The 18395-nt window shown below is 65.1% G+C and carries 15 protein-coding genes and 2 pseudogenes; 8 read left to right on the top strand and 9 right to left on the bottom strand.

All coding sequences use genetic code 11. The features are described 5' to 3' along the window. Positions 1-89: 89 nt before the first annotated feature. Positions 90-200, bottom strand: a pseudogene (locus tag RI103_RS12215) (class II aldolase/adducin family protein); the annotation flags it as partial. A gap of 7 nt (positions 201-207) precedes the next feature. Beyond that, positions 208-879: pseudogene (locus RI103_RS12220) on the bottom strand (LLM class flavin-dependent oxidoreductase); the annotation flags it as partial. Positions 880-1055: 176 nt separating this feature from the next. On the opposite strand from RI103_RS12220, the gene RI103_RS12225 reads away from it, so the two are divergent. Continuing rightward, entirely contained in the window at positions 1056-2051 is a 996-nt protein-coding gene (locus RI103_RS12225; protein ID WP_310812266.1) for an LLM class flavin-dependent oxidoreductase, read from the top strand. Between the two features lie 78 nt (positions 2052-2129). On the opposite strand, the gene RI103_RS12230 is transcribed toward RI103_RS12225, so the two are convergent. Continuing rightward, positions 2130-3251, bottom strand: coding sequence for an alpha/beta fold hydrolase (locus tag RI103_RS12230; RefSeq protein ID WP_409076939.1), 1122 nt, complete (start codon positions 3249-3251; stop codon positions 2130-2132). Positions 3252-3655: 404 nt separating this feature from the next. Here RI103_RS12230 and glgC point away from each other — a divergent pair, with 404 nt between their 5' ends. From glgC to RI103_RS12255, 5 genes are all read left to right on the top strand, one after another. Then, entirely contained in the window at positions 3656-4918 is a 1263-nt protein-coding gene (gene glgC, locus RI103_RS12235) for a glucose-1-phosphate adenylyltransferase (protein ID WP_310812268.1), read from the top strand. A gap of 70 nt (positions 4919-4988) precedes the next feature. Beyond that, positions 4989-6449 (top strand): glycogen synthase GlgA, encoded by a 1461-nt coding sequence (gene glgA, locus RI103_RS12240; RefSeq protein WP_310812269.1) that lies wholly within the window; start codon positions 4989-4991, stop codon positions 6447-6449. Positions 6450-6742: 293 nt separating this feature from the next. Further along, positions 6743-7609 carry a pyridoxal kinase PdxY gene (gene pdxY / locus RI103_RS12245; RefSeq protein WP_310812270.1) on the top strand — a complete coding sequence of 289 codons (867 nt, stop codon included), beginning with the start codon at positions 6743-6745 and terminating at the stop codon, positions 7607-7609. 114 nt (positions 7610-7723) lie between these two features. Further along, complete coding sequence (locus tag RI103_RS12250) at positions 7724-8185, top strand: hypothetical protein (RefSeq protein WP_310812271.1); 462 nt, start codon at positions 7724-7726, stop codon at positions 8183-8185. Between the two features lie 423 nt (positions 8186-8608). After that, a complete protein-coding gene (locus tag RI103_RS12255; protein ID WP_310812272.1) occupies positions 8609-9760 on the top strand; it encodes a branched-chain amino acid ABC transporter substrate-binding protein in 1152 nt (383 codons plus the stop codon). A gap of 56 nt (positions 9761-9816) precedes the next feature. Here the strand turns inward: RI103_RS12255 and RI103_RS12260 are convergent, their stop codons facing one another. Further along, positions 9817-11730, bottom strand: a complete 1914-nt coding sequence (locus tag RI103_RS12260) for a DUF3857 domain-containing protein (protein ID WP_310812273.1) — start codon at positions 11728-11730, stop codon at positions 9817-9819. Beyond that, entirely contained in the window at positions 11727-12716 is a 990-nt protein-coding gene (locus tag RI103_RS12265) for an AraC family transcriptional regulator (RefSeq protein ID WP_310812274.1), read from the bottom strand. Before RI103_RS12265 ends, RI103_RS12260 begins: the two co-directional genes overlap by 4 nt. A gap of 119 nt (positions 12717-12835) precedes the next feature. Here RI103_RS12265 and RI103_RS12270 point away from each other — a divergent pair, with 119 nt between their 5' ends. After that, positions 12836-13399 carry a hypothetical protein gene (locus RI103_RS12270; protein ID WP_310812275.1) on the top strand — a complete coding sequence of 188 codons (564 nt, stop codon included), beginning with the start codon at positions 12836-12838 and terminating at the stop codon, positions 13397-13399. Between the two features lie 27 nt (positions 13400-13426). Here the strand turns inward: RI103_RS12270 and RI103_RS12275 are convergent, their stop codons facing one another. Continuing rightward, positions 13427-14092 carry a hypothetical protein gene (locus RI103_RS12275; RefSeq protein WP_310812276.1) on the bottom strand — a complete coding sequence of 222 codons (666 nt, stop codon included), beginning with the start codon at positions 14090-14092 and terminating at the stop codon, positions 13427-13429. A gap of 333 nt (positions 14093-14425) precedes the next feature. Between RI103_RS12275 and RI103_RS12280 the strand changes: the two genes are divergently transcribed. Continuing rightward, entirely contained in the window at positions 14426-14563 is a 138-nt protein-coding gene (locus tag RI103_RS12280) for a hypothetical protein (protein ID WP_310812277.1), read from the top strand. Between the two features lie 264 nt (positions 14564-14827). Here the strand turns inward: RI103_RS12280 and hutG are convergent, their stop codons facing one another. From hutG to hutI, 3 genes are all read right to left on the bottom strand, one after another. After that, positions 14828-15643, bottom strand: a complete 816-nt coding sequence (gene hutG, locus RI103_RS12285; protein WP_310812278.1) for an N-formylglutamate deformylase — start codon at positions 15641-15643, stop codon at positions 14828-14830. Positions 15644-15719: 76 nt separating this feature from the next. Continuing rightward, positions 15720-17126, bottom strand: coding sequence for a formimidoylglutamate deiminase (locus RI103_RS12290; RefSeq protein WP_310812279.1), 1407 nt, complete (start codon positions 17124-17126; stop codon positions 15720-15722). An 8-nt stretch (positions 17127-17134) separates the two neighbouring features. After that, positions 17135-18358 (bottom strand): imidazolonepropionase, encoded by a 1224-nt coding sequence (gene hutI / locus RI103_RS12295; RefSeq protein ID WP_310812280.1) that lies wholly within the window; start codon positions 18356-18358, stop codon positions 17135-17137. Between the last annotated feature and the right edge of the window lie 37 nt (positions 18359-18395).

The following is an 18395-nucleotide window of genomic DNA, read 5'->3' on the forward strand; positions in this document are numbered from 1 at the left end:
GAAGGTAGGTTCGAATGACGCGCTCAACGCAGTCATGAGCCGTCGGCGCCGGTACGACACCGGCGAATTCGAACGTTAGGTCATCGCATGGCGATCACGTCGAGGCGCGCTTCATGAATCGCCGCATGGATCGCGAAAGCCGCCTGATCGACCGGTCCTTCGCCGGCCACGCTCTCGCCCTCGCCATTCACGAGCAGCGCGCGTCCGTCATGCCGCCACGCGCTCAACGCGCGCAAGGCGTTCGCGGGTGGCGGGAATCAGTTCACGGCCGTAGTCGATGGCGTCTTCCAATGGGTCGAAGCCGCGCACGAGGAACGTCGAGACGCCGAGGGCGTAATACTCGGCGAGCGCGTCGGCCACCTGTTCCGGCGTGCCGACGAGCGCGGTCGCATTCGAGCGGCCGCCAATCTCCTTTGCGACGCCGGTCCACAAGCGCTCGTCCACGCGATCCGAGTCGCCCGACGCCACGAGCAGCCGGCGCGCGCCTTCGCTTTGCGCCGGGCCGCCCACGCCGATGCCTTGCGCCGCGCGCAGCCGCTCCGTTTCTTCGAGGATGTGTTCCGCGCGCTCCCAGGCCGCCGCTTCCGTGGCCGCGAGAATCGGCCGGAACGATACCGAGAAGCGCACAGTGCGGCCGTGTTTCGCGGCTTGCGCGCGCACGCGGGCGACCTGCTCGCGCACTTGCGCCTTCGACTCGCCCCACAGCGCGTAGACGTCCGCGTGACGGCCGGCGATTTCGAGCGCGCGCGCCGACGCGCCGCCGAAGTACACCGGAATATGCGGCGGCTGCACGGGCTTCACTTCGGAGAAGCCCTGTTCGAAGCGGTAGTACTGGCCGTCGTGATCGAACGGTCTGGTCTCGGTCCAGATGCGCCGCATATCGGCATTGCATGTAACGCTTGGGGCTTCCGACGCAGCCTTTGCATTCCCGGCGCCGCGCGCGAGCAAACCCCCTTTCACGAACGTGGACATCGCGGCACCGTCAGCAGAAAAGCACAACCTTTGCGAGAATGCCCCATCGCGCGACAGCGCCGGAAACAACACGTGAACAGACAATGATCCCCTTCTCGGTCCTCGACCTCTCGCCGGTCACCGCGGGCGCCACGCCGGCGGACGCGTTCAGGAATACGCTCGACCTCGCCCAGCATGCGGAAAACTGGAACTACCGCCGCTTCTGGCTCGCGGAACATCACAACATGACGGGCATTGCCAGCGCGGCGACTTCGGTGGTGATCGGCTACGTCGCCGGCGGCACGAAAAAGATCCGCGTCGGCTCAGGCGGCATCATGCTGCCAAACCATGCGCCGCTCGTGATCGCGGAACAGTTCGGCACGCTCGCCTCGCTCTATCCTGGGCGCATCGACCTGGGCCTCGGCCGCGCGCCCGGCACCGATCAGAGCACCGCTCGTGCGCTGCGCCGCGACCTGCAAAACAGCGCGGAGTCGTTCCCCGACGACGTCGTCGAATTGCAGCGCTATTTCGCCGACCCCGCGCCCGGCCAGCGCATTCGCGCGGTGCCGGGCGCGGGGTTGAACGTGCCGCTGTGGCTGCTCGGCTCGTCGCTCTTCAGTGCGCAACTCGCCGCGGCGCTCGGTCTGCCGTTCGCCTTTGCCTCGCATTTCGCGCCGGATTACATGCTCACGGCGCTGCAGGTGTATCGCTCGCAATTCCGTCCGTCGGCCGCGCTCGACAAACCGTATGCGATGGTCGGCGTCAATCTGTTCGCCGCCGATACCAACGAAGAAGCGCAGCGTCTTTTCACGTCGCTGCAGCAGCAGTTCATCAATTTGCGACGCGGCACGCCCGGTCAGTTGCAGCCGCCGGTCGAACGGCTCGAGGCGTCGGAGATGGAATTGAATGGCGTGGCGCACTCGCTCGCCTGCACGGTGCTCGGCGATCGTGAGACGGTGCGCGAAGGGTTGAAGTCGGTCATCGAGCAAACCGGTGCAGATGAGTTGATGCTCACCGCGCAAATCTATGATCACGAGGCGCGGTTGCGCTCGTTCGAGATTGGCGCGCAAGTGCGGGAGGAGTTGGCGGCGGGTAAGTGAGTTCGTTGACGAATGTAGAAAGGGCAGCCCGTGGCTGCCCTTTTTTGTCGACCGGTGCGACCTCAGCCGTCCTTCAATTCATCGATTCGCCGGCACCGCCGCCAAACCATCCAGCAACGCTTTATGAAAAGCCTGCGGATCCTGCATCTGCGGCGCGTGCCCCAACTCCGCGAATTCCACAAGCGTCGCATGCGGAATCGCCTTCGCCGCTGCCTTCCCAAGCTCCGGATAGTGGCCGAGCTTCGCGCGCACTTCAGGCGGCGCGGCGTCCTTGCCGACCGCGGAGATGTCCTTCTGCCCGATCAGCAGCAGCGTAGGCATGCTTAACTGCCCCAACTCATACACCACCGGCTGCGTATAAATCATGTCGTACAGCAGCGCGGAATTCCACGCGACGATCCGTTTGCCCGGACCGCGATACATGCCCGCCAGCATCTGCACCCACGGCTCGTAGCTCGCGCGCCATTGCCCCGCGTAATAGGTGGCCTGCTCGTAGCGGCGAATGCCTTCGGCAGTCGTCTTCAACTCGCGCTCATACCACTGGTCCACGGAGAGCGAGGGTACGCCCTTCGCCTTCCAGTCCTCCAGACCGATCGGGTTGACCAGCACCAGTTGCTGAGTCTCGCGCGGATACATCAGCGCGTAGCGGATCGCCAGCATGCCGCCCGTGGAATGGCCGATCACGGTCGCGTCAGTCACGCCGAGCGATTCCAGCAACGCGTGTGTATTGCGTGCGAGCTGTTGAAAACTGTACTGATAGTGCTCGGGCTTGCTCGACTTGCAAAAACCGATCTGGTCCGGCGCGATCACGCGATAACCGGCGTCGCTCAGCCGATGAATCGTCGCATCCCACGTCGCCGCGCAGAAATTCTTGCCGTGCAGCAGCACCGCGGTGCGGCCGTTCGCCTTGGCCGGCTTGATATCCATGTACGCCATGTGCAGCGCCACCCCTTGCGAGGTGAAGTCGTACTGATCGACCGGCGCCGGGTAGTTGAAGCCCTGCAACTCGGGACCGTAAGCCGGACCGGGATCGCCCGCGGCGCTCGCCGCGTCGGCAGCCGCCGGGACGGACGAACCGGCCAGGCTTGCAGCGCCGCTCGCCGGCGTGGCGGCGGAAGCCGCAAAAACGGCGGATGCAGGGGTCATGGTTAGCGCGCAAACGCTCAACGTGGCGCATAAGGAAAGGCGGCGAAAACTCATCGAAGTTTTTTTATAAAGGGAAAACACAGGAGGCATGCGCGACAAACGCACGGTGAGACCCACGCCCGAGCCTCCGGCCAGGAGCGCACGATTCTACGACGCGCCGCCCGACTCTGCTGCCGCCAACGCAAGCCCGATCACGGCGTGGCGTCCGTGGCACGCATATTGCGGCCCCTCACCTCACGCTCTATGTGTCGTGGCGCACGGATCGCAGCACGGCAAGGGTTGATCGTGCGCAAGGTGGACGCACGAGCGGCATCCGCACAATTCAGACTACTCGCCCGCTGCAATTCAGTGCTAGAACTAGCAGACGGGCCCGCGAAGACGGACCCGCCGCACGGCACGATTCATCAGAGCAGAGCAAGCGACCAAACCATCCGGGGCATACTAATCAGGAGACAGACATGGACACTCCGGCACGGCTGAACGATCTGCAACGCACTACCCTCGCCATCGTCCTCGCGGGCGGACGGGGCACGCGGCTCGGGCCGCTTACCAACAAACGCGTCAAGCCGGCCGTGCACTTCGGCGGCAAATACCGGATCATCGACTTCGCGCTCTCCAACTGTCTGAACTCGGGCATCCGCCGCATCGCGGTCGTCACTCAGTACAAGGCGCACTCGCTCCTGCGCCATCTGCAGCGCGGCTGGAGCTTCCTGCGCGGCGAGATGGGTGAATTCATCGACCTGTGGCCCGCGCAACAGCGCGTGGAAGGCGCGCACTGGTATCGCGGCACCGCGGATGCGGTGTTCCAGAACCTCGACATCATCCGTTCGATCCGGCCGAAATACGTGGTGGTGCTGGCGGGCGACCACATCTACAAGATGGACTACACGCGCATGATCGCCGACCACGCGGAGAGCGGCGCGGATTGCACGGTCGGCTGTATCGAAGTGCCGCGCATGGAGGCGGTGGCCTTCGGCGTGATGCACGTCGACGAAAACCGCCGCGTGACCGACTTCCTGGAGAAGCCCGCCGATCCGCCCTGCATTCCGGGCCGCCCGGATACGGCGCTCGCCAGCATGGGCATCTACGTGTTCAGCGCGGATTACCTGTATTCGTTGCTCGAAGAGAACATCTCCACCATCGACACCGACCACGACTTCGGCAAGGACATCCTGCCGCGCGTCGTCACGCAAGGCATGGCGATCGCGCATCCGTTTAGCATGTCGTGCGTGTCGTCGGATCCGAACGTGGAACCGTACTGGCGCGACGTCGGCACGATCGACGCCTACTGGGCCGCCAATCTCGACCTCGCCTCGACCATCCCGACGCTCGATCTCTACGATCGCAACTGGCCGATCTGGACGTACCAGGAACAGTTGCCGCCCGCCAAGTTCGTGCGCGACATGAAGGGGCTGCAAGGCTCGGGCAACAATCTGATCGTGTGCGGCGGTTGCGTAATATCGGGCTCGCAGATTTCGCGCTCGGTGCTCTCGTCGAATGTGAAAGTGAGTTCGTTCTGTAACATCAATGAGGCAGTCTTGTTGCCGCAGGTCACCGTGGGCGCGAGCTGCCGGTTGCAGAAAGTGGTGATAGACCGCGGCTGCGCGATACCGGACGGCACGGTGATCGGCGAAGATCCGGTGAGCGACGCCGAGCGCTTCTACCGGACCGACGACGGCGTCGTGCTGGTCACGCCGGAAGCGTTGCGGCAGACGACGTAGTCAGGCCGGCTGCCACCGGCCCCCGAGCATCCGCGCCCAACCCGAACCAAACAGGACAGAGACGGAGCCTATGACGATTCGCGCCCTGCACGTCGCAAGCGAGCTGTATCCCCTCCTCAAAACGGGCGGTCTCGCCGACGTCGCGGGCGCGTTGCCGCCCGCGCTGATCGAGCGCGGCGCCGATGTGCGGGTGTTGTTGCCCGGCTTCCCGGCGGTGGTCGCCGGTCTGACCGACCTGACGCCGGTCGCGCAACTGGGCCGCCGGTTCGACGCGCCGGGCGTCACGCTCGAACGGGGCACGCTGGCGTCGAACGGCCTGATCGTCTATGTGATCCGCGCGCCCACACTGTACGACCGCCCTGGCAACCCGTATCTGAACGACGAGCACGTGCCGTACGGCGACAACGCGCAGCGTTTCGCGCTGCTCGGCTGGGTCGCCGCGCACCTTGCGCAGCAACTGGACCTAGCGTGGTCGCCGCAAATCGTCCACGCGCACGACTGGCATGCGGGGCTTGCACCGGCCTATCTGAAAGCGGCCGAACGCCAGCATGGCCGGCGCTTCGCGCGTAGCGTGTTCACGGTGCACAACCTCGCCTATCAAGGTGTGTTTCCCGCCCACCAGTTCGGTCAGCTCGGACTGCCGGACGATTACTTCAACATGCACGGCGTCGAGTTCTACGGGCAACTGTCGTTTCTCAAGGCGGGCCTTTACTACAGCGATCGCATCACCACGGTCAGCCCGACCTATGCGCGCGAAATCCAGACGCTCGCCCAGGGCGGCGGCCTCGACGCGCTGCTGCGCCATCGCTCGCACGATCTGAGCGGCATTCTGAACGGCGTCGACTACACGGTCTGGAATCCCGCCACCGATGCGCTGCTCCCGAACCACTACGGCACGACGCGCCTCGCCGGCAAAATAGCGTGCAAGGAAGCGCTGCAGAAACGCTTCGGCCTGGCGCAAAAAAACGATGCGCTGCTGTTCGGCGTGGTGAGCCGCCTGACCGAGCAGAAAGGCCTCGACCTGCTGCTCGAGGCGGTGCCCGAGATCGTCAAACACGGCGGCCAGCTGATCGTCTTCGGCACCGGCGACCCGGCGCTGGAGAACGGTTTGAAACGCGTCGCGCATACCCATCCGGAATCCGTTGCGGTGGAACTGGGATTCGACGAAACGCTCGCCCATACCATCGTCGCGGGCAGCGACGTGATTGCGGTGCCCTCGCGTTTCGAGCCTTGCGGGCTGACGCAGTTGTATGCGCTGGCCTATGGATCGCTGCCGCTCGTGCATTGCGTGGGCGGTCTCGCGGACACGGTGGTGGACTCATCGCTCGAAAATCTCGCCGACGACCTCGCCACCGGTTTCGTGTTCGAACGATTCGACCTGAAGGGTATCGGCGCCGCGATCCGCCGCGCCTTCGCGCTCTATGGGCGCCGCACCGAATGGAAGGCGACCCAGCGGCGCGCGATGCGCCAGGACTTCGGCTGGGGCGCCTCGGCGGAGCGTTATCTGGCGTTGTATCGCGAGCTCGCCTGAACTCGAACGGCGCTCGGGCCACCAGGCCACGCGGATTTTTACAGGCCGTAAGGGACGCTGCAGCCATCCTCCGCCGTTTGCTCGTCTGATGGTTCGGCGCAACAACACGGGGACGGATCGACTCGCGCGCGGCAAACTCATGTATTGTTTCCTGACAATGCAAAGCGTGCCGATTTCCTGCACCATCTAAAGCAGCCCTGCCGCATGAGGCGTCCGGCGCTCGCCGGATCGCCGCCGCGGCGCACCCTTCCCATTTTCATTGAACGCGCCTACCCGTTTGCGCGAGCCCTACCATGACGAAAAGCGTTCTGAGCATCCAGTCACATGTCGTCTTCGGTCACGCCGGCAATAGCGCGGCCGTGTTTCCGATGCGTCGGCTCGGCGTCAACGTCTGGCCGCTCAATACCGTGCAGTTCTCAAACCACACGCAATACGGCCATTGGACCGGCAGCGCGATCGACGCCTCGCAAATGGAGGATCTGGTCGACGGCATCGGCGCGATCGGCATGCTGCCGCGCTGCGACGCCGTACTGTCCGGCTACCTGGGCACGCCCGAACAGGCGCAGTCGGTGCTGGAAATCGTCAAGGCCGTGAAGGCCGCCAATCCGCGCGCCTGGTACTTCTGCGACCCGGTGATGGGCGCGGCGAGCGGCTGCAAGGTCGAGCCGGGCATCCAGGAATTTCTCGTGCGCACCATGCCGGAGATGGCCGACGCGATGGCGCCGAACCACAGCGAATTGCAGCGTCTGGCGGGGCGCGAGATCGAAACGCTGGAGGAAGCCGTGACGGCCTGCCGCGAGCTCATCGCACGCGGGCCGAAGCTGGTGCTGGTCAAGCATCTGCTCGACCGCAACAGTCCCGCCGACCGCTTCAACATGCTGGTCGTCACCGAACGCGAAGCGTGGATGGGGCAGCGTCCGCTCTATCCGTTCGCGCGGCAACCGGTGGGCGTGGGCGATCTGACGAGCGCGGTGTTCGTCGCGCGTACGCTGCTTGGCGATTCGATTCGCGCGGCCTTCGAGCACACGTTGGCGGCCGTGAACGCAGTGGTGAAGACGACCTGGCAGGCTGGGCGCTATGAGCTCGAACTGATCGCCGCGCAGAATGAAATCGCGCAGCCGCGCGAGTGGTTCGACGCGTGGGTGGCGGAAGCGGCATAGTCGGCGCCGCTCGCCTGTCAGCCGCCCGTCCTATAATGCGTGCCGCGTGGACGAGGCCCTTGCCCGCCCACATCGTATTTTTCAGGCATCCGGCATTCAGCAGACGAGGCATCGATGGACGGTTATATCCGCAGCGAGCGGGAAGAATATTTTGAGCAGTTGTGCATCAGCGTCGATGCGGACGAGGTGCACGAACAGGAAGCGATCGAGTTCTTCGAGAGCCAGTTCGACCAGGCCGACTTCGATCCCGCGCAGTGGCTCGACATCGCGCTCTACTACTCGCCGGCCGTGGCGCGCGGCATCGTCGACATGGTGACGCCGGACGACAAGGCGCGCAGCAATATCGCCGAAGTGATCGCCGACAACCTCGACATCTCATACGGCGAGGACGAATGCCAGCAGTTCGCCGAGACCATCGAGTTCGCGCTGAACAACGGCGTGCCGGTGGACCTCGACCTCGTGCTCGACGGCTGCCAGCGCGCCATCGACGATCTCGACACCTGGGCCGACGACGACACCAAGGCGCCGCTGCTGCGTCTGCGTGAGGAGTTGTTGCGCCAGCAAGGCGAGCATTGAGGGCCCGGCTTCACATTCACAACGAGGCTTGACCTCGGCGCATTGCGCAGACGCGGCATCGCTGCGCCCCTGCGCCTGGAAAATCCCACGGCCGGCGCGTTCGCGCCGGTCTCTTAAGCATATGCCGCAATCCGCACCCGCGCGCCGGCGCTCATAAGCCGCCTGCGAACGTGCTGCGCAAGCTGTGCCGAAATGCTCATTCAAAGCGCCTCGAATTGCCAAGACGACGGCAAATTGGCTTTCTATATTCGCGCCAGATTGACTGCTGCCTGAACGCAAGTGCGCGCATTCCCGCATTGTTCAAAGCGACCGACCATCCGTAGTCTCTCGATGCGCGCCATGTGAAGTCCATGCTTGCGCGTCGATCCAGCGTTACCGCCTTGCCGCTTTCACAACCTGAAACTGTCGATGGAAGGAGAGACCATGAGTCTTCGCTACACGCTGAAACCGCTTGCCCTGTTCGTTGGCGCTATCTTCGCCATCGCGCCGCCGGCCAGCTTCGCCGACGACCTGCCCGTGAAGGTCGGTTTTGCCGCGCCGCTCACGGGCGCCAACGCCGGCTACGGCAAGGACCTGGAGAACGGTGTCCGGCTCGCGCTGGAGGAAGCCAACGCGCAGAAGATCAAGATCGGCGACAAGGTGGCCCAATTCCAGATCGTCTCCCAGGACGACCAGGCCGACCCGCGCATTGGCGTGCAGGCCGCGCAGAAGCTGGTCGACGCGGGCGTGTCGGCGGTGGTGGGCCACTTCAACTCGGGCACGACGATCCCGGCCTCGCAGGTCTACGAGCAGGCCGGCATTCCGGTGATCGACCCGGCCGCCACCAATCCGATCATCACGGGACGCGGTTTCGCGAACACCTTCATGGTGATTTCCACCGACGCGCAGAACGCCGGCAACGCGGGCGTGTATGCCGTGGAAGTGACCAAGGCCAAGCGCATCGCAATCATCGACGACCGGACCGCGTTCGGCCAGGGCGAGGCCGACGAGTTCGAGAAAGCGGTGAAAGCGCACGGCGGAAACCTCGTGACGCGGGAGTACACCGACAATAAGGCCGTCGATTTCAGCACGCAGATCACCAAGATCAAATCGACCAATGCCGATCTGATCTTCTTCGGCGGATTGGACACGCAGGCCGCGGGCTTTGCCAAGCGTATGAAGCAACTGGGCATGAACGCGCAGCTGGTGGGCGGCGGCGGCGTGATGGATCAGGATTTCATCAAGCTCGCCGGCGATTCGGCCGAAGGCGTGATGGCATGGGAATATGGACGGCCGCTCGCGCAGTTGCCCGGCGGCAAGGATTTCGCGGCGAAGTTCAAGAAGCGCTTCGGGGCGGACATCCTGTCCTACGCACCGTTTGGCTATGACGGCGCATGGGCCGCGATCAACGCCATGCAGAAGGCCAAGTCCAGCGCGCCGAACGACTACCGGCCCGCGCTCAAGGCTATCGATTTCGAAGGCGTGACCGGCAAGATTTCCTTCGACAACACCGGCGCGTTGAAGAGCGGCGCGTCGACGCTTTATCAGGTCAAGAATGGAGCGTGGGTGCCCATCGTGACCAAGAGCGGCAGTTAAGGAGCGTTCTGATTCCAGCACGGGTGTCGTGGCTTGCACCCGTGCCGGCGTCGCCGCTATGGGTTCTTCGAATGGGCGGCCCTGACCACCAGCTCGGCATCGAGATCCCGTTCGATTCGCACGAGATCGTCGTGCATCTCGGTGAATTCACTCGCGGAACACGTCTGGTGGCCAAAGGCGGCGCGCAGGTGCCGCCTGACCTGCAAGACCCGCGCGGCCGGATCGTAGACGTAGCTGGATGAAAAGCTCAGAAAGCGGTCTTGCACGGCGGTGTCGGACGGCAAATCCGTCACCCGTACGAAGCGCGGCAGCGTCATTTCCAGGGTCTCGTCGAACTCCGCGCCGATGCACGCCCAGGGCTGAGTCCTCGCGGGCTCCGCGAGCCACGCCTGCACCTGCGAGCCCATGCCGCCGGAAAAGCTCGTCAAGGCCGGCACCGCCGTCGTGCCGTCGGTCCAGACGAAGTGCTCCACTTTCCCTTGCATCGACGTGGCGAACGGTCCATTCGTGGCGCTGAGGTCCGCCGTGCGCAATTGCGTCGTGCCGTGCAAACCCGTCTGCAACAGACGGTTCGCGGCGATCTGCTGCGTGCGTTGCCGCGTCGCGCGCCGCAACGTATTGCGCTCGATCTCGGCGGTAAAACCCGCGTCCTCCGCGCGATAAGCGTAATTCGCCGCGCCGCTTTCATCGACGTCGATCTGCACGCGCGCGCTGCGTTCGCGCAACTGCGTGGCCGGCGTGCGCGACAGGACGCCCTCGCCGACCAGCAACACCGGCCTGTCCATCACGCTCGGCGGCAGATAACCGAAGGCCGTGCCGCCCGCCGTCGTGTCCGCGTACAGCGACAGATCAGGAATCCAGACAATCGCATGATTGATCGCACTTGAGCCGTAGCCAGGCACGTCGGGCAAACTGTAGTACGGACCCAGATTGAGCAGCACCGCCTCGCTGCGGATACCGACCGCGGCCAGCAACGCGCCGTACAGCGCGACATGATCCTTGCAGTCGCCATAGCGGTTGTGCAGGATGTCGATCGCCTTGTGCGGGATCGCCGCCGTTTCGCCGAGAAACAAGGCGACGTAGCGGATATTCAAACGCATCCAGTCGTACAGTAGCTGCGCCTTCACGCGCGGGTCGGCGGTGCCGGCGGTCAGCGCTTGCGCGAGGCGGACAATCGCCGGATCGCTCGTCGTCGCGTCGGCTGCGGGGCCGCGGTAACGCGCGGCGAAACTCGCGAAGTCCGGCACCGTCGATACCATCAGGCGGTCGCCCCAATTCGCGTAACCGACCGCGCCCGCTTCGAGCGGCGCATACGGCCCGTGCCGGTAGTCGAACTCGTAGCGGGTACGGCCGTTTGCCGTGACCGGCGGAACGGCGACATAGCCGCGCGCGTCGGCGTAGAGCGGCACGTCGGCGGGCAGATCGAAAATCAGGCGCTGCAGGTCGACGGGGTCGCGCGTCGGTTCGACGAGGTACGCGAAAGTGCCCGCCTGCAAGGGCTTCGTGCGCGTCTTGCGAAACGCCAGATGAACGCGCGAGCCCGGCTCCACGCCCGGAAAGATCACCGTGCGCAACACGCCGTCCTCGAAACTCGGCGCGCCTGCCGAGCGCGGCTCCTGCACGTCGCGGATCGCCTCGGGACCGACCGGGTGCGCGACGCCGTCCGCGTCGATCGTCTCGGCGGCCAGCAACTGCACCTGCTCGACGTCCTTGTTGAACCACACGTAGCGTTGCGCGATATCGTCGACGCCGCTCGTCGTGTTGGCGCGCATGACGGTGTCGTCGTGCTCCTCGATGGAGCCGTCTTTCTGGATCGTGAAGAGATGGACGTCGCGCTCGATCGTGGAAGGCGCGCGATCGTCGCCGGATGCGGTGGACGCACTGTCGTCGGCGAACGCGCTGACCGCGAGGCACGCGCCCAGTGCCGACCCGAGGGCCAGCCTGAGAAAAACCGCCGCGCACCGCGTCATGTGCGCCGCGTCCTGCCCCGCGCGCGCCAGGCTCGCGGACTCGAAGCGAACTCCGCGCGAAACGCGTGATTGAAATTCGACAGATCGTTGAAGCCGCAGTCGAACGCGATATCGACGACCTTCGCGCCGCCGTCCTGAAGACGCAGCGCCGCGGCGCGCAAACGCGCCCGCAGCAGGTATTGATGCGGCGTCACGCCGGTCACGCGCTGGAACGTGCGCAGAAAGTAGAACTCGCTCAAGCCCGCGGCGGCCGCGAGGCTCGTGAGCGAATGCGGCGCGCTGGGCGTGTCGTCGATCAGCCGTACAGTCTGCGCGACGCGGGAACACGCCGCGGCGCTGGCGGGCGCGGTGGGACGCGTCAAGCCGCCGGCCGCCTGCAGCGTCGCGGCGGCCAACTCGATGGCGAGTTCGTCCCATGCAGTTGCGGCACAGCCGCTTACGCCGGAACCAGCACTAGCACCGGCGTTAGCACCGGCGCCGACAGCGGAACCTGCATCAGCTCCAACTTCAGCCCCAGTTCCACCACCAGCACCGACACATGCCCGCGCGATCAACGGCGACAGCGCACGCAGCGGCGGCAAACGCGCGCGTTTGAATTGCAGATCGCCGCTCGCCAGGCCCGCATCCGCGGCAAGCCGTTCGAAGTATGCCGGCGCATAGCGAAACGCGATGCAACGATCGCCCGCCCCGTGCCGATGCCCGCACTCGAAGCAGTCACCCGTGTTGCCGAGCAGCAGCGCGCCAGGCGTGAGCAACTCGCGGCCAGTCGCCGCGCGATAGGCGAACGACCCCGCCACCACCATCGCGATGCACACGCCGCTATGCCGCTCTTCGAACGGCTGGTCGCGCGGGCCGAAGGTGCACAGGACATCCTCGACGCTCCACCCCGCGCCCCCGGCGAGCGCGCGCGCCGACGTGCCGCCGCGCGCGCCTTCCTGTTCGCGGCGGGCCAGCGCGTGTTGCAGCGTGACGGCAATTTTCCCCAAGATGCACCTCGGCTGAGTCCGTATGGTGGTTTTAGCACATCGGCGGCCGGCGTGTTTTCGTCCGTTCGCCGTTCCCGCCGATGCTCAACGATCCGGCATGAGCCGAAGGAGCAGACACGATGACCAGGCTGGAGCACAACCTCGACAGCGGCTTTCACGCCGCACTGAGCGCGCCCGCGCGCGCCGCGGACATCGCCGCCGCCGACGACCTTTACGGCTGGCTGATCGGCAGCTGGGACATGGACGTGGTGCATTACCGCGTCGACCTGGGCAGCGCGCGCCGCCGTGGCGAAATTCATTTCGGCTGGGTGCTGGAAGGCCGCGCCGTGCAGGACGTCTGGATCATGCCGCCGCTTAGCGACGAGCGACATGGCACGCCGACGGCCGGCGACGCGATGTACGGCACGACCTTGCGTGTCTGGGATCCGCTGCTGCGAGCATGGCGAGTTACGTACATCAATCCACGCACCGGCCAGCGTGACGAGTTGGTGGGCCGCCGCATCGGCGAGCATCTCGTGCAGATCGGCACACACGCCGACGGTACGCCGATTCGATGGAACTTCACCGACATCACGCGGGATTCGTTCCGTTGGACCGGCGTGGCGCTCGCGCAGGACGGCCTCACGTGGACGCTCGAGGCGGAGTTTCACGCCCGCCGCAGGCGTTCCGCTCAGCCTACGTAAGCGAGCGCGAGTTCGCGACTCGCCGCATCACTCCGTTTCGCCGAGTTGCCCGAGCAAAGCCTGCAATCTCTCGACGTGTCTGAGCAGCAGATGGCGATGCTTTTCGATCTGCTCCAGCCGTCCCGCGAGATCGGCCTGGATCGGATCGTCGAGATCGGCGGCGGCGATCACGTCTTCCACCTTGGCGCGCATGGTCGCCAGTTCAACCGGCGCGTGAGTCAGATGCCGCTCGAAACGCCGCACGTCCTGAATCGCCACGTCGCGGACCTTGCGAAAGTGCGCCTGACGCCGGTGCGTCTCCGCGTCGAGGATTTCTTCCTCGACACGTTTGGCCGGCCCCGGCTGGCCGAAAATCGGCTCGGGCGGCCGCAGCACCGTCTTCTTTCGCACGGGATGCGCCGTGCCGCGAAACCGCGCGAGCGGCTGTTCGTTGTCGATCGCTTCGCGTGCGTTGGGCGGTATGTCCTGCTCGGTGTGCGGCACGTTCATCCAGCCGCCCGGCAATCCCGTGACCGCTTCGATCCCGCGCACGAATTCCTCGCTGAATTCGCGCTGGCCGGACAAGATCAGTTTCAGATAGCTCGCGGAGAAGGTCATCATGCGCGCGAGTCGCGTCGCCGCGCCGACCTCGCGGGTCAACAGCACCAGGTTTGCTCGCCAGACCGGGAGCAGCAGTTCGTCGGAATCTTCCATCGCTGGGTCTTCCATCTTTTGCCCGATGTAGAGATCACGCGCTCGCGCGCGTTATCGTTTTGAAAGGGTAGCCGCTTCAGCGCATGGCGCGCAATCCCGGTATGCCATTGCGTGAGCGGCAATCTGTCGTAATTACACGCCACCGCGCCATTGCGCACTGTTGCCCGCCATCCGCCACCGGTGGCGGCTCGCAGCGATCACCGTGGAGAATTGACACGTGCATTCGTTCAGCGTTCCTCCGCTCTGCGCGCGCGGTGTGGCATGCTTGCAGGCGGTCGCGGCACGCCCCGTGCTAAACCGTTTGTACCCCAACACTGATTTAAGGATTTTGTAATGAAGAAGATCGTCCTCGCCATCGCCGCAGCCGTCGTCTCGCTGAGCGCCATCGCTCCCGCACAAGCTTATGAACATCATCATCGCGAGTGCCACAAGGTGCGCGTTCATCATCACTGGGAAAACCGCTGCCACTAATGGCGGTGCCATGTCCTGACCGGCACGGCACATCACAAAGCCCCGCGACATGCGGGGCTTTTTTTCGCCATTCGGATCGACGCTGGGCAGCCAGATTTCTTCAACGCGCTATATACGTTCTGCGCGAAAACGGCAGCATGCAATCACGGACACATGCTGTTACACCTTTGCGGTGTCGGCCGACGCGACCACGGCTTCGCGCAACATGCGCGGCACCGTGAATCGCGTGGAGAAGAAGAGAGACGGCGGGCGACGACGCGTGCGTCACGCCCCCTTGACGCGCTCCAACGCCTTCACGACCAGCGTTTCCAGCAGCGGCTGGACTTTCGCGGCCAGGGCTTCGTCATACGCATACGGCATGTGCTCTTCCATATACGTGATCTGCGAGAGTTCGAGTTGCAAGGCATGCACGCCTTGCGACGGCTGGCCATACTCGCGCGTGATATAGCCGCCCTTGAAGCGGCCGTTGGCGACAGCCGTATAGCCGCCGTCGAAGCGCTCGACGATAGCGGCCATCTCCTCGGCCAATCCCGCCACCGCGCTCGCGCCGTTCGAGGTGCCGAAGTTGAAATCGGGCAGACGTCCTTCGAAGAAACGCGGCACATGCGAGCGGATCGAATGCGCTTCCCACAGCAGCACCTTGCCGTGTTGCGCTTTCAGCGCCGCAAGTTCGCCTTGCAGCGCCTCGTGGTAAGGCTTCCAGTAAGCCTCGCGACGGCGCGCGACCTCGGCTTCGTCCGGCAGATGGCCGTCGAGATACAACGGCTCCTTGTCGAACGTATCGACTGGCAGCAAACCGGTCGTGTCCTGGCCCGGGTAGAGATTCGCGCCGTCGGGCGGACGGTTCAGGTCGATGACATAACGCGCGTAGGTGGGCGAGAGAATCGACGCGCCCATGCGTTTCGCGAACGCATAGAGACGGTCCAGATGCCAGTCGCAATCGTCGGTGCGCTGCGCGACGGACGTCATGGTCGCGCCGATGTCGGCCGGGATTTGCGTACCCAGATGCGGAATCGAGATGAGGAACGGCAGGCTTCCTTGATGCAGCGAGAAAACCGGCGAAGTGTTCGAAGCAGTCATGTCAGTCCGGAATCGGTGAGATCGAAGGATCGATTCAGCAGGTCATGCGAGGCGCGCCGGCACGTCGGCGCGCCGCTCATTTGAGCAGGTCGGCAAGCGCCACGCGATAGCGCGCGTATGCGCCCTCTTCATCGCGATGCCGGCGATTGTCGACGACCTTGGCGCCGCCCGCGTAAACGTCGCGAATCGGCGTTTCGCCATGCTCGCAGAATACAACGCCCGAGAGCCAGGCGTTGGGTCCATGCTCGGCGATGCTCGAATGATCCGCGTCGAGCACGAGCCAATCGGCGCGGCGGCCGGGCTGCAAGGCGCCGACCGCGCGGCCCGTCGCGAGCGCGCCGCCTGCGAGCGCGGCGTCGAACAGACGGTCGGCGACATGCGTGGCCTGCGTCGAAGCCAGCACGTTACGCTGGCGGCGAGTGAGACGCTGGCCGTATTCGAGCAATCGCAGCTCCGCGCGCCAGTCGACGCCGATGTGGCTATCCGAGCCCACGCCGATGCGTCCATGCGCGTCGAGATAGTCCTGCGCCGGGAAAATGCCGTCGCCGAGATTGGCTTCGGTGGTCAGGCACAAACCGGCGACCGCGCCGCTCCTTGCAAGCGCGAGCGTTTCGTTCGCGTCGACATGCGTGGCGTGCACGAGGCACCAGCGGCTGTCGACATCGAAGCGATCGAGCAGCCATTGCACCGGACGCGCGCCTTCGGTTTCGACGCTGGCGTCGACTTCAGCGGTCTGTTCGGCGATATGGATATGCACAGGCGCCGTGCGGTCGATGCCGCCGAGCAGCGCACGCAATGAATCCGCGGATACGGCGCGCAGCGAATGCGGCGCCACCCCATAACGCAACGCCGCGTGCTCAGGCCGCGCCGCGCGCAACGTGCCGAGCAGATCGAGCAAACTCTCCGGCGTGTTGATGAAGCGCTGCTGATCCTCGCGCGGCGCGCGCGAACCGAAGCCGCTGTACTGATACAGCACCGGCAGCATCGTCATGCCGATGCCGCTCGCGGATGCCGCATCCACCACGCGTTGCGCGAGTTCCGCCTGGTTCGCGTAACGGCTGCCTGCCGGCGTGTGATGCACATAGTGGAACTCGCACACCGACGTATAGCCCGCCTTCAGCATTTCGATGTAGAGCCACTGCGCGACGCTAGCCAGACCTTCCGGTGTGATGCGCGCGGCGAAGCGATACATCAGGTCGCGCCAACTCCAGAAGTTGTCCGTGGCGCCGGCGCCGGACGCGCGATATTCGGTGAGGCCGGCCATGGCGCGCTGAAACGCGTGCGAATGAAGATTCGGCATGCCTGGTAATACCGGACCGGCGGCTTTTTGCACGCCGGCGGGCGGCGTCGACATATCGGGCGTGACGGCCGTCAGCGTGCCGTTTGCGTCCCACGCGAGCAGCACGTTGCGGCGCCAGCCGTCCGGCAGGTACGCGTGCTCTGCGAATAGCGATTGATTCGGTTGCTTGTGCGGTTCAGTCATCTCAGGCTCTAGCTCAGTTCACGCCGCGTATAAACGGTCTCGCCCGCGCGCACGACTCGCGCGCACAACGGACGTCCAATCCAGTAGGCCAACTCCGCCAGCGAATCGACCGACCACACCGCGAAATCGGCCGCGCGTCCCGCTTCCAGCGAGCCGTGCCGATCCGCCTTGCCGAGCGCGCGCGCCGCATGTGAGGTCACGCCTTGCAGCACTTCGGGCACGGTCATGCGGAACAGCGTGGTGGCCATGTTCATCATCAGCAGCAGCGAGGTGGCGGGCGACGTGCCGGGGTTGCTGTCGGTCGAAATCGCGATCGGCACCTGATAGCGCCGCAGCAATGCCAAAGGAGGCAACTGCGTCTCGCGGATGAAGTAGTACGCGCCCGGCAACAGCACGGCCACCGTGCCGGCTTCCTTCATCGCGGCGACGCCGGCTTCGTCGAGAAATTCGAGGTGGTCGGCGGACAGCGCATGATGGCGCGCGGCGAGTGCCGTACCGCCGCCGTTCGAAAGTTGTTCGGCGTGCATTTTCACCGGCAGCCTGTAGCGCCCGGCCGCCTCGAAGACGCGCTCGCTTTGTTCCAGCGAAAAGCCGATGCGTTCGCAGAACACGTCGACCGCGTCGACGAGGCCTTCATCGGCGAGCGCGGGCAGCATCGTGTTGCAGACTTCGTCGATGTACGCGTCGGCGCGGCCGGCGAACTCGGGCGGCAACGCGTGCGCGCCGAGAAACGTCGTGTAGACGGTCACAGGATAACGTTCGCCCAGTTGACGCGCGACGCGCAGCATCTTGCGCTCGCTGGCGAGGTCGAGGCCGTAGCCAGATTTGATCTCGACCGTGGTCACGCCTTCGGCGAGCAAGGGCTCGAGCCGTGCAGCGGACTGCTGGAATAGCGAGGCTTCGTCCGCGGCGCGCGTGGCGCGCACAGTGGAGACGATACCGCCGCCCTGCCGCGCGATTTCTTCGTAGCTCACGCCCGCGAGGCGCTGCGCGAATTCGTCCGCGCGCTGCCCGCCGTATACGAGATGCGTATGGCAATCGACGAGACCCGGCGTCACCCACGCGCCGTGCAGATCTTCGCGCGGCCATGCGGCGTAGTCGGCGGGTAATGAGGACGCCGCGCCGAGCCACACGATCGTGCCGTTTTCAACGGCGATCGCGGCATCGGGCAGCGTGTGTTGGGGATCGCCCTGGGGGCAAAGTTTCAGGTGATGCCAGACGGTTTGCTTCATCGCGTGCTCTTTGCAGCTTGTTGCGTGTCTGTGGTGA

The organism is Paraburkholderia sp. FT54 (genome assembly GCF_031585635.1).
Lineage (GTDB): Bacteria > Pseudomonadota > Gammaproteobacteria > Burkholderiales > Burkholderiaceae > Paraburkholderia.